Source organism: Clostridium sp. Marseille-Q7071 (assembly GCF_965112025.1).
Genome location: NZ_CBCOPR010000001.1, coordinates 2886228 through 2900274 on the forward strand (window position 1 = coordinate 2886228; position 14047 = coordinate 2900274).

Annotated in this window: 18 protein-coding genes; 15 read left to right on the forward strand and 3 right to left on the reverse strand. The window is 27.2% G+C overall.

The window, feature by feature from the left end:
• Window positions 1–100 precede the first annotated feature (100 nt).
• Both ACWPW7_RS13570 and ACWPW7_RS13575 read left to right on the forward strand, forming a co-directional pair.
• The gene (locus tag ACWPW7_RS13570; protein WP_291561825.1) at window positions 101–742 is read left to right on the forward strand and encodes a lactate utilization protein; all 642 of its coding nucleotides are present in this window, start codon (window positions 101–103) and stop codon (window positions 740–742) included.
• A 172-nt stretch (window positions 743–914) separates the two neighbouring features.
• Window positions 915–1130 (forward strand): hypothetical protein, encoded by a 216-nt coding sequence (locus ACWPW7_RS13575; RefSeq protein ID WP_291561823.1) that lies wholly within the window; start codon window positions 915–917, stop codon window positions 1128–1130.
• Window positions 1131–1308: 178 nt separating this feature from the next.
• Here ACWPW7_RS13575 and ACWPW7_RS13580 read toward each other — a convergent pair whose 3' ends face one another.
• Both ACWPW7_RS13580 and ACWPW7_RS13585 read right to left on the reverse strand, forming a co-directional pair.
• Window positions 1309–1677: a hypothetical protein gene (locus tag ACWPW7_RS13580; RefSeq protein WP_454053933.1), complete on the reverse strand. Its 369-nt coding sequence runs from the start codon at window positions 1675–1677 to the stop codon at window positions 1309–1311.
• 22 nt (window positions 1678–1699) lie between these two features.
• Window positions 1700–3178: a nicotinate phosphoribosyltransferase gene (locus tag ACWPW7_RS13585; RefSeq protein ID WP_291561819.1), complete on the reverse strand. Its 1479-nt coding sequence runs from the start codon at window positions 3176–3178 to the stop codon at window positions 1700–1702.
• Between the two features lie 143 nt (window positions 3179–3321).
• On the opposite strand from ACWPW7_RS13585, the gene ACWPW7_RS13590 reads away from it, so the two are divergent.
• From ACWPW7_RS13590 to ACWPW7_RS13615, 6 genes are all read left to right on the forward strand, one after another.
• Window positions 3322–5322 carry an ATP-dependent helicase gene (locus ACWPW7_RS13590; RefSeq protein ID WP_454053934.1) on the forward strand — a complete coding sequence of 667 codons (2001 nt, stop codon included), beginning with the start codon at window positions 3322–3324 and terminating at the stop codon, window positions 5320–5322.
• 67 nt (window positions 5323–5389) lie between these two features.
• Window positions 5390–6367, forward strand: a complete 978-nt coding sequence (locus ACWPW7_RS13595) for a tyrosine-type recombinase/integrase (protein ID WP_454053935.1) — start codon at window positions 5390–5392, stop codon at window positions 6365–6367.
• A complete protein-coding gene (locus ACWPW7_RS13600) occupies window positions 6367–6819 on the forward strand; it encodes a helix-turn-helix domain-containing protein (protein ID WP_454053936.1) in 453 nt (150 codons plus the stop codon). The genes ACWPW7_RS13595 and ACWPW7_RS13600 overlap by 1 nt, the downstream gene beginning before the upstream one ends.
• A gap of 826 nt (window positions 6820–7645) precedes the next feature.
• Complete coding sequence (locus tag ACWPW7_RS13605; RefSeq protein ID WP_454053937.1) at window positions 7646–7777, forward strand: hypothetical protein; 132 nt, start codon at window positions 7646–7648, stop codon at window positions 7775–7777.
• Between the two features lie 273 nt (window positions 7778–8050).
• Window positions 8051–8836, forward strand: a complete 786-nt coding sequence (locus ACWPW7_RS13610) for a hypothetical protein (protein WP_454053938.1) — start codon at window positions 8051–8053, stop codon at window positions 8834–8836.
• Window positions 8837–9012: 176 nt separating this feature from the next.
• Window positions 9013–9444, forward strand: coding sequence for a hypothetical protein (locus ACWPW7_RS13615; protein ID WP_454053939.1), 432 nt, complete (start codon window positions 9013–9015; stop codon window positions 9442–9444).
• Between the two features lie 35 nt (window positions 9445–9479).
• On the opposite strand, the gene ACWPW7_RS13620 is transcribed toward ACWPW7_RS13615, so the two are convergent.
• Window positions 9480–9701, reverse strand: coding sequence for a helix-turn-helix domain-containing protein (locus tag ACWPW7_RS13620; protein WP_454053940.1), 222 nt, complete (start codon window positions 9699–9701; stop codon window positions 9480–9482).
• 301 nt (window positions 9702–10002) lie between these two features.
• Between ACWPW7_RS13620 and ACWPW7_RS13625 the strand changes: the two genes are divergently transcribed.
• The 7 genes from ACWPW7_RS13625 to ACWPW7_RS13655 all read left to right on the forward strand — a co-directional run bounded on the left by ACWPW7_RS13625 (window position 10003) and on the right by ACWPW7_RS13655 (window position 13958).
• Window positions 10003–10284: a hypothetical protein gene (locus ACWPW7_RS13625; protein ID WP_454053941.1), complete on the forward strand. Its 282-nt coding sequence runs from the start codon at window positions 10003–10005 to the stop codon at window positions 10282–10284.
• A gap of 54 nt (window positions 10285–10338) precedes the next feature.
• Window positions 10339–10572: a hypothetical protein gene (locus ACWPW7_RS13630; RefSeq protein WP_454053942.1), complete on the forward strand. Its 234-nt coding sequence runs from the start codon at window positions 10339–10341 to the stop codon at window positions 10570–10572.
• Between the two features lie 567 nt (window positions 10573–11139).
• Window positions 11140–11475, forward strand: coding sequence for a hypothetical protein (locus tag ACWPW7_RS13635; RefSeq protein WP_454053943.1), 336 nt, complete (start codon window positions 11140–11142; stop codon window positions 11473–11475).
• Between the two features lie 111 nt (window positions 11476–11586).
• Window positions 11587–11760 (forward strand): hypothetical protein, encoded by a 174-nt coding sequence (locus ACWPW7_RS13640; RefSeq protein ID WP_454053944.1) that lies wholly within the window; start codon window positions 11587–11589, stop codon window positions 11758–11760.
• A 38-nt stretch (window positions 11761–11798) separates the two neighbouring features.
• Window positions 11799–13346 carry an RNA dependent RNA polymerase gene (locus ACWPW7_RS13645; RefSeq protein WP_454053945.1) on the forward strand — a complete coding sequence of 516 codons (1548 nt, stop codon included), beginning with the start codon at window positions 11799–11801 and terminating at the stop codon, window positions 13344–13346.
• An 85-nt stretch (window positions 13347–13431) separates the two neighbouring features.
• Window positions 13432–13785, forward strand: coding sequence for a hypothetical protein (locus tag ACWPW7_RS13650; protein WP_454053946.1), 354 nt, complete (start codon window positions 13432–13434; stop codon window positions 13783–13785).
• Between the two features lie 5 nt (window positions 13786–13790).
• Window positions 13791–13958: a hypothetical protein gene (locus ACWPW7_RS13655; protein ID WP_454053947.1), complete on the forward strand. Its 168-nt coding sequence runs from the start codon at window positions 13791–13793 to the stop codon at window positions 13956–13958.
• Window positions 13959–14047 lie beyond the last annotated feature (89 nt).

Below are 14047 nucleotides of genomic sequence, written 5' to 3' on the forward strand. Positions count from 1 at the left end.
TAGGGAATATATAATAATTAATCAAAATTAACATAATATTTTATTTAAAATTTTATTTATATTATGGTATAAATAATGATGATTTTAGGGGTGTGATTATATGGAACATGTATATAAATGGCATAATCAAGCTATAGGTGAAAGAGTAGTGAAAGCCTTAGAAAAAAACCAATTTCATGCTATTTATTTTGAAACAAAAGAGCAGGCAGAAAATTTTATAATGTATCATATAAAATCCGGGGATGTAGTTGCTTTTGGGGGCTCAGTGACAATAAAATCTATGGACCTTAAAAAGAAGATCACGAAAATTGGAGGAACTATTATAGACCATGGAGAGCCAGGGCTTACTCAAGATGAAAAAATGGATATAATGAGAAAAGAGCTAGTGAGTGATTTATTTCTTTGCAGTAGCAATGCAGTTACATTAAATGGGGAAATAGTAAATGTTGATGGTGTTGGAAATAGAGTTGCAGCTATAACTTTTGGTCCTAAGAAAGTTATAATGGTGGTAGGGATAAATAAAATAGTAAAAGATGAAAAAGCTGCTTTTGAGAGAATTAAAAATATAGCATCACCTCAAAATAATAAGAGATTAGCTTGTAGTAATCCCTGCACTATTACAGGGAGCTGTATGGATTGCGATAGTAAAAATAGAATTTGTAGAGCTTATTCCATATTAAAGAAAAAGCCTATGCTAAGTGATATAAGCGTTATAATTATTGGAGAAGAAATGGGATTTTAAATTAAAATTTTAAATATGAGTGTAAAAAATCGTGATAGTTTAGTCACGATTTTTTATATTAAATTAAGTTTAATATTCTAAAATAATATAATTTTCTAAAAATACTTTATCTTATTGCTATTATGCCTTATAATATAAACAGGACTTTAATAATTCAGGATGGGGTGATATAATGTCAAAATGTCCTTTATTGACTACTTTTGAAGAAGAAGTTCAATGTTTTAAAGAATGTGCACTATATAGATGGGCGGAAAATGAAAATAAATGTCCCTTTGCAGAATTGAAAAATTTTAAGCCTTTGGTAATTAAAAATATATATGAGTATGATTTGTTTAAAGATGATAAAACTTCTCCTATAAGCATACTTTATAATGAAAGTTACTTATAGGTACATGATTAACTTACTTCGCCTGAATATAAATTGTAAAATATAAAAGCATTATAAATTTATAAATTGAAAATATTATATTTTTAAAATAGGTTAAGAAAACCAGATATATTTAATTGGATTTTCTATATAAATTTATAAAGATATAAAGGGTATAAAAAAATAGCACTATTAGGTGCTATTTTTTTAATGTTAAGTTACATCCTTTACTGCAACCACTGCAATTTCCTTGGATTTTTTTATTACAATTATTTTTAACTCCATCTTTAAGAATAGTTTTAACCATAAAAGAGTTGTTTTTATAGGTTAAAATGATTTCTTTAATATAGTTTGTAACCTCATTATCATAAACTATATTAAGATCTTCTATACTATCTCTAATATCATTAAGATTTTCACTATCTAATAAAATTTCCACTTTTGCTGACCTACAACAGCCGTTAACATACTTAAATCTAACAAAGTCATATTCAGTATGATTTTGTAATAAGGAAATTAAACCTTCATAGGCTTTATTGGATATTTTTATTTTAGGTTTATCATACATATCAATCACCTAAATCTTTATATTATTCATGATATTTAGAAGAATATTCATATAATAATGACTCTTTAAGTTCCCAAAGTTTTTTAGATAAATCTACATAATAATTATGTGGATTTTGAAGTCTTAAAACTTCAGGCCAAAGTTTTTGAGTTTCAACTTTAGAATATTCTTTTATGTCCATTACAGAAGGACTATTATATATAGGTTTCCCTTTATCAAAAATTTTAACCATTAGTTCTTTTACATAATAGTTTTTTAGTCTCTTTCTTTTCCATGTAAAAGTTGGATTAAAAATTTCTAGGGGTTCATCAATATTTATTTCTTCATCATTAAGACAAATTAAATCAGCTATAGCCATATCTGTTTTTTTATCAAAGATTCTATATAATTTTTTAAAAGCAGGATTAGTAATTTTTTCGATATTTTCACTGATTTTAATTCTAGGAATAATTACATTATCTTTTTCTATTGCAACAAGCTTATAAACACCACCAAATACAGGTTCACTTCTAGCAGTTATCAATCTTTCTCCCACTCCAAAGCTGTCAATGGCAGCACCGTTTTCTAGCACAGCTCTAATTATAAATTCATCTAGAGAGTTAGAAACTGTAATTCCTACATCTTCATAACCAGCATCATCTAGCATTTTTCTTACTTCTTTTGTAAGATAGGTTATATCTCCACTATCAATTCTTACAGCTTTAGGTCTTTTACCCATTGGTTTTAGTACCTCATCGAAAACTCTTATTGCATTAGGTACTCCAGACTTTAAAACATTATAGGTATCTATAAGTAAAACAGTGTTGTTTGGGTAAGTAAGAGCCCAAGCTTTAAAGGCCTCATATTCACTGTCAAATAATTGTATCCAAGAATGAGCCATTGTACCTACAGCAGGAATACCAAACATTTCCTCTGCTATAGTACAGGCTGTAGAACTACAACCTCCAATAACAGCTGCTCTAGCTCCGTATATAGCACCATCATATCCCTGTGCACGTCTAGAACCAAATTCCATGACAGCACGGCCCTTTGCTGCTTCGCAGATTCTTGCTGCTTTGGTAGCAATTAATGTTTGATGGTTTATAGTAAGAAGTATCATTGTTTCAATAAACTGTGCTTGCATTACTGGACCTCTTACTGTTAGTAAAGGTTCACCAGGAAATACAGGTGTACCTTCAGGGATAGCCCAAATATCACAAGCAAACTCAAAATCCTCTAAATATTTTAAAAAGCTTTCACTAAAAATATTTTTACTTCTAAGATATTCTATATCATCATTTGTAAATTCTAAACTTGAAAGAAATTCTATTACTTGTTGTACACCGGCCATGATGCAATATCCACCGCCATCAGGAATTCTTCTAAAGAACATATCAAAATAAGCAATGGTATCTTGAACATCATTATTTAAATATCCATTAATCATGGTAAATTCATAAAAATCTACTAACATGGTTAAATTTCTATGATTTTTTACATTAAAACTTTGTGAAGTACTCATTTTTTATCCCCTTACTGTTTTATAAATTGTGTGTTATATTATAACATAATCATAGTATATAATCTATAAAGTTATTGGATTATAAAGTATATTATATGCAATTTTGCTAAAAAATAAAATCTGTTTAAATATGAGGTAATAATATGTGTTGTAAGGAATATGAAAAACTTAGTGATGAACAATTAAAAGCAGTAATTTGTGAGGAAGAGAACATATTAGTTAGTGCTGGACCAGGCAGTGGTAAAACTGTTGTAATAGTTAATAAAGTTCATCATTTGATAAAATATAAGAATGTTAATCCTAGAAATATTATAGTTATAACATTTACTAAAGCTGCTGCAAATAATATGAGAAATAGATATAAGTATTTAAGTAAAGAAAAAGTCAGCCCTTTTTTTGGTACATTTCATGGGTTGTTTTATAAAATATTAAATTCTTATTATGGGAAAATAGATATCATAGAATCACAAGAAACCTATAAAATAATTAGAAGCTTTTTATCAACCTATATGGATGAGGTAGGGGATGAAAAAGTAAAAGAATATATAAGTAATATATCCTTATTGAAAAGTAGCAACTTACAAATTAATGAATTTGAAACAACGTTGGATAAGGAACTATTTAAAAACTGTTATGAAATATATGAGAGCTATAAAAATGAAAAAAACATATATGATTTTGATGATTTACAAATAATGTGTAAGAATTTATTTATTAAGAATCCTAGGCTACTTCAGAATTATAAGGATTTGTTTAAATATATATTAATTGATGAATTTCAAGATTGTGATGAAATTCAAATAGATATCTTAAAATTACTTAAAGGAAATAATCAAATTTTTGCAGTAGGCGATGAAGATCAATGTATATATAGTTTTAGAGGGTCTAGACCAGATTATATGGTAGATTTTAATAAGTATTTTCCAAATGCAAAAGAAATATTTCTCTCCACCAATTATAGATGTACTAATAATATTGTAGAAACTTCTATGAAAGTTATAAAAAAGAATTTTTTAAGAAGTAAAAAAAATATAATAGCCTATAAAAAATATAATGGTGAAATAAAAATTGTAAGCAGTGACAATGAAAATTTAGAGGCAGATTACATTGCTTCACATATAGAAAAAAAAATAATAACTAATAAAGAGGAACTTAGTGACTTTGCTGTAATCTATAGAACTAATATTGAAAGTAGAAATATAATTGATACTTTCATTAGAAAAAGAATACCCTTTAGGCTTTTAGATAAAGAATATAATTTTTTTGAACATTTTATTTGTCAAGATATAATATCCTATTTGAGATTAAGTATTAATAATAAAGATAAAGAAAGCTTTTTAAGAATTATAAATAAACCTTATAGATATGTTAGCAAAGTTTTATTGGAGAAAATTAAATACAGTAGTTCAGATGAAGACTGTTTTGAAATATTGAAATCAAGTAGTGATATTAAAGCTTTTCAAATTAAAAATATAGATAAGTTAAAAAATGACATACATAGTTTAAATAAAATGTCATTAAATACTGCAATTGCTTTTATCATTCAGGATTTAGGCTATTATGATTATTTAAAAGATTATTCTTCAAGATTTAAAGGTAGTCTTAAGGATTTAGAAAATATTTTAGAAGAATTTAAGTCTTCAGCCTATGAACAGAGAACTATTATTTCTTTTTTGGCCTATATAGAAGAATATAAAAATCATATAATAAACAAAAATAAAAAAGAAGATGCAGTAATATTAAGTACTATACATGGGGTAAAGGGAATGGAATTTAAAAATGTTTTCATAATTAATATGGTACAGGGATATATTCCTCATGAAAACAATATAGAGAATAATATAGAGGAAGAAAGAAGATTATTTTATGTAGCTATGACCCGTAGTATAGAAAATCTCTTTCTATTTATACCTAAGAAAATACAAAGTCAAAGCTATAGGCCTTCTCAATTTATAAAAGAATGTGAATATAAAAATTCTCTTCCATTTAAATTTAATGATTTTGTAGTTCATAAAAGTCACGGTAGAGGTAAAATTACATATATAGATGAAAATACAATAGAAATCGAGTTTACTAATATAACTAAGAGATTTGATTTAAATGTATTGTGTGATTATAACTTAATAGAATTAGTGGCTAAATAGTTTAATTACAGGGTGCAACAGTTTAATTTATTCCATACATTCAACGGTTAAAAATATAGTTGGAGGTATGGAACAAAAAATGGCTAGAATATTATTAAAAAATATCAAAAAGAATGAAAATAAAACAGTAGAGGAATGCTATAAGGAATACATAGATTATTGTATTGCTATTGGACAAAGACCTAAAACAATAGAGAGCAAAGAACGATTTGGAAAATATGTTTTAACTAAAGTAGTAAGTTTAGAAGACGACATTTCTAAGCTTACAAAAGATAGAATACAAGCATATATAATTTTTATGCGTAAAAACAACTATAAAGGAAATACTTATAAAACTTTTGTAATTAAATTAAGAGCATTTCTTACTTTTTGCTTTATGAGAAATTACTTAGAAAAATTTGATATTAAAATTCCCAGTATAGATTTGGAGAAAAAAGAAGTATATACAGAAGAAGAATTAAACAGACTACTAAAAAAGCCAAATTTAAATAAATGTTTGGTTGGAGAGTTTAAAACTTGGTCGACTTGTAACTTTTTACTTGGAACAGGGTGTAGAGCAGAAACATTGTTAAATGTTAAAGTAGAAGATATAGATTTTGTAAAAGAATCTATATTATTTACACACATGAAAACTAAAAAACAAGTAACTGTACCTTTAAGTAATACTTTAAAAACTGTATTGAGGGAATATATACAGGTATTAGGATTAAGAAATCAAGATTTGTTATTTCCAAAATTAAATGGAGAAAAAATGAAATATGATACATTGCATCAAAATACAAAAAACTTTTTTGATAACAGAAAAGTGGTATTTAGAGGCATTAATGTGTTTAGAAATACTTTTGCCACTATGTTTATTAAAAATGGGGGAGATATTTACAGATTAAAAGCAGTTTTGGCACATAGTAATATTAAAACCACAGAAAGATATATAAATTTATTACCTTTAGATTTGAAAGATGATATTCAACAATTTAACCCATTAGATGTTTTATCTAAAAAAAATACTAGAATATCAATAAATAGAAATGGAGGTAATAAATAATGACTAACTATACAATAATTCAAAACGATACAATTACCTCTAATCTAAGTAATGGTGCATTTAGATTGTACTGCTTATTACAAAGCATGTGCTATGGAGATAAGAATGCTTGCTTTCCTAGCCAGTCTTATTTAGGAGAGAAGCTAAATAAATCTGTAAGAACAATTCAACGTTATTTACAAGAGTTATATAATGCCAAACTTATCCAAAAACGTCGCAGAGGGTCTATAAGCAATGTCTATACAATCTTAGGTAAGAAGATATTACAACAGGTAGATAAAGCTGTAAACAAGGCTAAAAACGCCTATAAAAGCTATAAGAATAAAAATAAGAAAGAAAAAGTTTCTTCTTTTAATGATTACGAGCAAACGCAATATAATTTTAATAACCTAGAAGCTGTATTATTGGGAGAAATGAAATATGATCCTGATGCTTTGTTAGCTAAAGACTAGGATTAATAATTATAAAAGTAAAAGCACCTGCAGAGTTAGCGGCTCTACAAGTGCAATAATTAAATAAACCCATTTATTTAACATCTATTTATATTATACCAAACTTTTTTAAAAATAGTAGTAGAATAGGTGCATTTGTCATGTAAAAATTTAATATAAATTTATGATAGATAGTATTAAAGAATATATTATATAGCGTGGAGTATGTTATTTAATGCTATTTTTTATTGTGATAATAGAAAATATAAAGTTATTCACAGGTTAATTTTCGATTTATATAAGCGTTTTTAAACAAAAATAAAATAATGTCACATAAGAATGGACAAGTTAGTAACAAGAGATAAGACAGAGCTACAGTCCAAAGAAATACAAGAGAAGAGTTAATTATATTTAATATAGTTACTAAGTTTTTAAAACTCGGTCACAGAGAGTGATTGAGTTCATTATGTTAGTTTAGGTCACCCTCTGTTGCCACAATTGGCAACGCAGATATAAAACCTCTTAACGTTCATATCGTAAGACTATAAACGCATTGCACTAATGTGCAACATTCTAAAAACATTTCACTTTTTTATTTGGGGTACAGCCTTGCACCCCAATTTCCCGCGGACGTAAGAATATTTTTTGTAAGAACTTTTAGGGTCGAACCTTCGACACCGATATATTGATTTAAACGATAGGATGTTATGTCCTATCATTGATTCAATTGGTAAGGATATAATTGATAAAGAAGACAAGAGGGTGAACAAAATGGACATCCCTGGAGGGAAACAAGAGATGCAATAAAGAAACATGTTGATAAAGACGATAAAGCTGAAATCACAATTTGGGACTACAGCAGAAGAATCCAATAACAAAACATGTAGATGAAGATGATAAAAAGGATGCCCCAATTCAGGGCGACCTTGGCTGCAGTCGTGATTTGCGATACCATATTCCTAAAATGGGAACAAGATAGTGTCCTGCTCTGGGCCACAATATACAAACGAAGTATTTGTAGGTTATCTTAGCAATTGGTGAGTCAGATAATCTTACTCACCAAAAAACTCAATCTGATTTGTATATTGGTGATAGAAATAACTCTAATGACCAAATAAAACAATTAGTTTAGACCAAAATAATTTGGGTCTAAAACTTAGAGACTGTAAAATATGGCTAAATAGATTAAAATTTGAAAAAATGTGCAAAATGATACTATAGACCTATGTAATAATATTATTAGGAGCACAAAATGTTAAAAGAGATAGGAAATGCAAAAAGAATAGGAAATGAATATGAATTAATTGATTATATGTATAAGAGAAAGAGTAAATATTTCAATTTCGATATAATAGCTACAGAAGTTTCTTTTAAAAATTGTCTAAAAGCCGTAGATATGCTTGGCGAAGATGGTACGTATTATTATGCTATAGAATTTAAAAGAGAGCATATTTCTCGGGAAGATTTTTGTAATGTTAAATATATAATTGAAAATAGTTATTATGATAAGCCTATTAGGGGATTGCTGGTAGGAACAAAAATAAGCGATAACTTATTAGAATTAATTAAGTATGAGAATAATATAGATTATTTAATAATTAATGATGTAAAATACGATAGAAGTATTCATAATGTGAATAATAAGAAATACAATGTAAATGTTTGGAAAATGGGAAATGCAATAAAATTTTTGTTCAAAATTTCTTGTGGGCGATACATGAGATATATAAACTTTTCAGATAGTGGTGAGATAATGATTTTTAATTTTTATTTAAGTAATGGATTAAAGATTTACATAAGATACCATAACAATGAAAAACATATAATATCTGTTTTTAAAGAAGATAGAATCTATGATGAGTGGCAATTGGTTCATAAATGGTGCATAGATTGCTCTCGATTAGATTCTGTAATTTTTAGGTTGAAAAATGAATATAGTATAAACACAATAGTACAAAATAATACTTTTTTAAAAGATATAAAAATTACGAACACACGGAACATAGAGAATGTTATAAATATACAGATGAAAACTTAGATATTTTAGAAATATTAACAAACTATATTGAATTATATGTATTAGAAAAATACATAAAAAATGATGAATTAATAATTGATACTTATACAGGAATAAGTTTTCTACCAGATAAGAAAGGTGATTGCTGTATTATTCCATTAATATATAGTTTTATTGTTAAAGATGAAATAAAAGATATGTGTATCAAAAATGTAAAGGAATATAATATTATAAATATACTAGAGAGTACTAGAATAATGATAGATAACAAACTTTATAAACCATTAACTAGAGCAGAAATTGGCTTAGAATACACAATAATAGAAATGATTATGGAATTAAATGATGGTAGAAAAGTGTCTAAAATTTATACAAAGAAAAGTTTACCACGGGTAACAAAATATGAATTTTATCTAATATGCGAGATAGATATAATATTAGATTTTGAAATGCATGTGAAAAAATATCTTAATAATAAAACGCATATACAAGAGAAGTATTTAGATATAGTTAATCAATATGTTTATAGTAAATCTAAAAAGAGAGAAGGAAATAAACATATAAGAGATTTTGTAAATAATGTACCTGAAGATTTGAAAGCTAGAATTAAAAGAAGTAAAAGAACATGATGGATATCATTGGTAAAAGACTAGGGGATTTAATCCTAGTCTTCTTCTATGTAATCAATTATATCAGTAAACTTTATGGTATCATCTAATTTTTTAAAAGCCTTAACTATGGCATTCAATTGTTCAATTTCTATTCTTTTAGAAGTCTCATAATATAAATTACTTATTGTAGCAGCTCTAATTCCAGTTTGTTCAGATAGCCATGATTGATTCTTTTTATACTTTCCTAATAATTCACTTACATATATTCTTATCATTTTATGTACCTCTCTTTAAATAATCATGATAACTACTTTATATAATAAATCATACTAATTTGATAAGTAAAAAGCAATAGCTATAGAAAAAAATACTCCTACGGTAAAAAAATTACTTGACTTATTACTCCTAGAGTAATATAATTAATGTAAAAGTAATAAGAGGTGATAACAATGAGTATTAAAACACTAAAACAATTTATTATATTCGCTAGAGAATTTGATATAGAACTTACAGCAGATAATCTTAGAAAATTTAAGAAAGTAATAGAATAAATTAAAGTATTAGGAGGAATTTAGGATGTCAAAAGAAAATTTAAAAGCAAAAAAATTATATAATTTTGGGTTAATGAATAGTTATTACGGAATTGCAACTATGAAGGAAATAATGAAGATGTGCAGAGAATGTGAAACAGAGATTTATAAATTAGAGTTAGCAAGTTTAGCAGACATTGTAGATTGGGTTTGCATGGGGCAAGATCCATTTGGAGAGTATGTACAAGTTAAAGAAGGAATATATAAATGGATAGATTTAACGTTTATTGACCCATACGATTTTTACGGATATGCAAAAGTATCATAGTCAATAACCGTTGATATTATGGAGAATTATATTAATTAATTGGGGGTATTAATAATGATGGAGCTAACAAATTGTAGTTATGTAAATTTTATTATTTTCTTGGAAGAAAACGAGCCTTATGGGCTGATAAAAAGAACAGAAATTGGAGAGGAGATATTTGATATTTCTGAAGCGCTCAACGATAAAAAATACGAATATGAGAATATTAAACGATTAGAATTTCTCGAGCCTTATGGTGTTAAAGTTGAAATGATTCAAGGGGAAAAATTTATATTAAGTGAATTATAGTAAAATGTATTTAACATACATAAAATTTGCTAATTAAAATAAAATATGGAAAACAAACATAGACAAAAAAGCATAGTTGTGATATAATATTGGATATGTCTACCACTATGTTTTTTTGCCTATTATCCCACGGTAATTTAATTATTATATATAGAATACACTATGTACAGTATAATGTCAACAGTAAATGTTAGTTATACACACCTAACTTGAAAAAATATGTCGAAAAATGATATTGAAAAGCGTACAAGTTAGAAGACCTAATATGCACTAACATTATGCAGCGTGGGGTGGGCAATGTGAATCCTATGAAGATGGCTAGATGTATTATTGAACTAGAAAGAATTTATGGGATAAAAAAGGTGGAGATAGGGGAAATCAGTACAAAGTGGCAGATGGAAATAAGTTCGCTCTGGCAAAATCACAAGAAGATTTGGCAAAACAAATAAATATCACAGATGAACAACTTAGAAATTACAAAAACTCAACAACCTAATACCGGAATTGCAATCTCTAGTAGAAAATGACACGTTAAAAGCTACAACAGCATATAAAATATGGGCTAAAATGCCGTCTGAAGAAGAAAAATTAAAAAAGCTATTAGCAACAAATTTTGGTAGACTTAAAAATAATCCAGTAAAGCAAGGAAAAGTATATGCTGAATATGAAAAATTGTGTGGAGTGTATCATGGTAATCATCAAAAAGTGAAAGGACAAAATGTCCGTTCACAAGAAGATATTGCAAAAGAATTAGGGATAGATGTTAGAACTATTAGACGTTTAAAAAAACTCCAAACATTATCACCAGATCTTCAGCAACTCATAGAAGATGGTTCAGTTAAATATACTACTGCTTTAAATGTATTTGGCAAATTGTCAAATGACGAACAGGAAAAACTTTAGCTTTAGTGAAAAAATGCAATGGGCTGAACAGTTAAAAAAGAATATGAGAAGATTGCTAAAGAAAATCAAGCTACATCCACTGGAGGAAAAAGTCCTCAGCTTAGTACAACATTGGACGAAGCTGAGAAAATAAGAACAGACGAATCAGTTGCAAAAGATTTAGATATGGGTAAAACTACATACCGAAAAGCAGAATACATATATAAAAATGCAGACGAAGAATTGATAAAACAGCTAGATGAAGGGCAATTAAGTGTAAATAAAGCTTATAATACTGTCCCATAGAAGGACACTAAATAAAACTAATAAGGGAGAGAAAATTTATGAGAAAGTTAGAAATGTATACAATTTACTCCATAGCGAATGGAGATTTAGAGAAAACAGATTGGACTGATGAAGAGTTATTAGACAGAGAAATTAATTTACAAGCTAATAACTTAATTAGAAAGTATTTAAGATTTAAAGGCTTAGTAGAGAAAGACCAATTCCTAGAAAATATTATAAAAGTAGCGTTACCCCATAGTAAGAAAGATAAAGAAAATGAAATACCTTTAGAAATATTAAAGAATGGTATAACGTTTAGAAAGAAGAAATTTATACCTCTTGTGAGTAGCCCAAGTATGATGAAAAAAGAGGGGCAAGATGATTATTATAAAGAAGATTTTAAATGCGAATATTTTTTTATTGCAGAAGAAGATAAAGAATTTATAGAAATATTTGAAGCAATAACAAGTGCCTATAAACTAATAGAAAAACAAAAAGCTAAAGAAAAAATAAGCTTAAATAAAGATGTTATTGCAAGATTAGCACTTAATACGTCCTCTAGCTATGCAATTAATTATAAACCCAACATAGTAATACTACCAACAGATACATATAAATATACTTCTAATTATTGTTATTTTGAAGGTGAAGATTATAGCAAATTAAAATACGATGAAATCGAAAAAGAGCATGAATTCCAAGATGGTTGCGGCTTAATGAGTCCTAAAATGGCACATATAATACAAAAGCAAATGAAAGTAAACTATCCTGTAGATTTTGCAATAATAAGGCAAGATCCTTTAGCTATAAAAGGATTAATTGTAAAAGTGGATTTTAATAAGTATTTTGAAGAAATGTACAAGCAGGATATTAAAGGAATTTTTGAGAAAAGAGAAGATGGTTTTTATACACTAGATTTTTTTGGCGAAATGGTTAACATATCAAAGGCAGATTTAATTATTAACACAAATATGGCAAAATGGGCGAAATGGTGGAAACAAGATAATCCTATAAACATTATGGAAGAAATAGATAAAGAACTATGTAAAGAAAAATATGATAAATATAGAGATTTATTATTAAAGCTATATGTAACAAAAATCAATAAGAAACAGCCTAAAGAATACAGTTTAACTAATTATCAACTCATTTCTAATTTAGCATTAACTCCAAAGGAATTAGAGCAATTAAGTAAAGAAACATATGAAATGTATAAGAAAGTATTAAGCATGGATGTTAACTATATTAGGCTATTAATGCAAGACATAGCATCAGAAGAAGAGGAAGAATTAAGTTCTATGGATAAGATACACTATTTATTGCAATCTACAGAGGAAGCTTTAACCATACCAAGTGTTAGACAGCAAGTTGTAAGTATGGTTAGAAAGAAAATAAACTTATTAGCAGAAGGTAAATTCTATGTAAAAGGACACTACAAAATAGCGTCTACTTGTCCTATAACTTTTATGGATTGGATAATGTGCAGGGATTTAAATAAATGCAATAGAGGATTGGGAATAAGAGAATATTATGTTCCGAGGGAAACAGGGAAAAGAGTTATAAGTAGAAATCCACTTAATTCATTTTCTGAAATTCAAAAAGGTTGAAATATCTAAAAATGAATTATTAGAAAAATATTGTGGAAATCTAACCACGGAAATTGCTTTCTTTAACCAAAAGGATGATACGTTTATGCTTTCAAGTGGGGAAGATGCGGACGGAGACTCTAATTTATGGATAGATAACGATATTATTTACAATGCTGTAGTAGATGCAGAAGATGGCTATAGTTTTTGTAATATGCAAGATAATAAAGAAACAGTTAAAAAACATCAATATACTAAGGAAAATGAGTATTATTGTGTAATTAAGGCAGCAGGAAATAAAATAGGGAGTATAGCAAATATAGGTACTAAAATAAGCACTTTATGTACAGAGATTGGTTATTATAGTCCAAGTTTTGATACATCTTATGGATATAAAGAATTAGAAGAACTATTCTATAAAAATAAAAAAGAAGAGTTTGAAAAAATATATATGAAATAAAACAAGTGGAGAGTTTACAACAAGAAATAAGTGGACTTAAAAATGGACTTAGGGAATTTGGATATATGATGGACGATGAGGAAAAATTGAAAAAGAATATGAAATTGGAATGCTTCGAAAACATTTATATTACGCTGAAAAAGATGTGGATAAAAGAAAAAAGAACGTTTTAAAAAAGCATTAGAAGAAAAGGTTAATAAAAATGAATTAGTACCTATGGAAACTTTAGAAGAAGAAAAATAAGAGAACTAATAATAAAACA

What these genes read in the sequence shown, in the direction of transcription:
- ACWPW7_RS13570 (WP_291561825.1), top strand. Translation starts at nt 101, where the DNA reads ATGGAACATGTATATAAATGGCATAATCAAGCTATAGGTGAAAGAGTA.
- ACWPW7_RS13575 (WP_291561823.1), top strand. Translation starts at nt 915, where the DNA reads ATGTCAAAATGTCCTTTATTGACTACTTTTGAAGAAGAAGTTCAATGT.
- ACWPW7_RS13580 (WP_454053933.1), bottom strand. Translation starts at nt 1,677, where the DNA reads ATGTATGATAAACCTAAAATAAAAATATCCAATAAAGCCTATGAAGGT.
- ACWPW7_RS13585 (WP_291561819.1), bottom strand. Translation starts at nt 3,178, where the DNA reads ATGAGTACTTCACAAAGTTTTAATGTAAAAAATCATAGAAATTTAACC.
- ACWPW7_RS13590 (WP_454053934.1), top strand. Translation starts at nt 3,322, where the DNA reads ATGTGTTGTAAGGAATATGAAAAACTTAGTGATGAACAATTAAAAGCA.
- ACWPW7_RS13595 (WP_454053935.1), top strand. Translation starts at nt 5,390, where the DNA reads ATGGAACAAAAAATGGCTAGAATATTATTAAAAAATATCAAAAAGAAT.
- ACWPW7_RS13600 (WP_454053936.1), top strand. Translation starts at nt 6,367, where the DNA reads ATGACTAACTATACAATAATTCAAAACGATACAATTACCTCTAATCTA.
- ACWPW7_RS13610 (WP_454053938.1), top strand. Translation starts at nt 8,051, where the DNA reads ATGTTAAAAGAGATAGGAAATGCAAAAAGAATAGGAAATGAATATGAA.
- ACWPW7_RS13615 (WP_454053939.1), top strand. Translation starts at nt 9,013, where the DNA reads ATGTGTATCAAAAATGTAAAGGAATATAATATTATAAATATACTAGAG.
- ACWPW7_RS13620 (WP_454053940.1), bottom strand. Translation starts at nt 9,701, where the DNA reads ATGATAAGAATATATGTAAGTGAATTATTAGGAAAGTATAAAAAGAAT.
- ACWPW7_RS13625 (WP_454053941.1), top strand. Translation starts at nt 10,003, where the DNA reads ATGTCAAAAGAAAATTTAAAAGCAAAAAAATTATATAATTTTGGGTTA.
- ACWPW7_RS13630 (WP_454053942.1), top strand. Translation starts at nt 10,339, where the DNA reads ATGATGGAGCTAACAAATTGTAGTTATGTAAATTTTATTATTTTCTTG.
- ACWPW7_RS13635 (WP_454053943.1), top strand. Translation starts at nt 11,140, where the DNA reads ATGCCGTCTGAAGAAGAAAAATTAAAAAAGCTATTAGCAACAAATTTT.
- ACWPW7_RS13645 (WP_454053945.1), top strand. Translation starts at nt 11,799, where the DNA reads ATGAGAAAGTTAGAAATGTATACAATTTACTCCATAGCGAATGGAGAT.
- ACWPW7_RS13650 (WP_454053946.1), top strand. Translation starts at nt 13,432, where the DNA reads ATGCTTTCAAGTGGGGAAGATGCGGACGGAGACTCTAATTTATGGATA.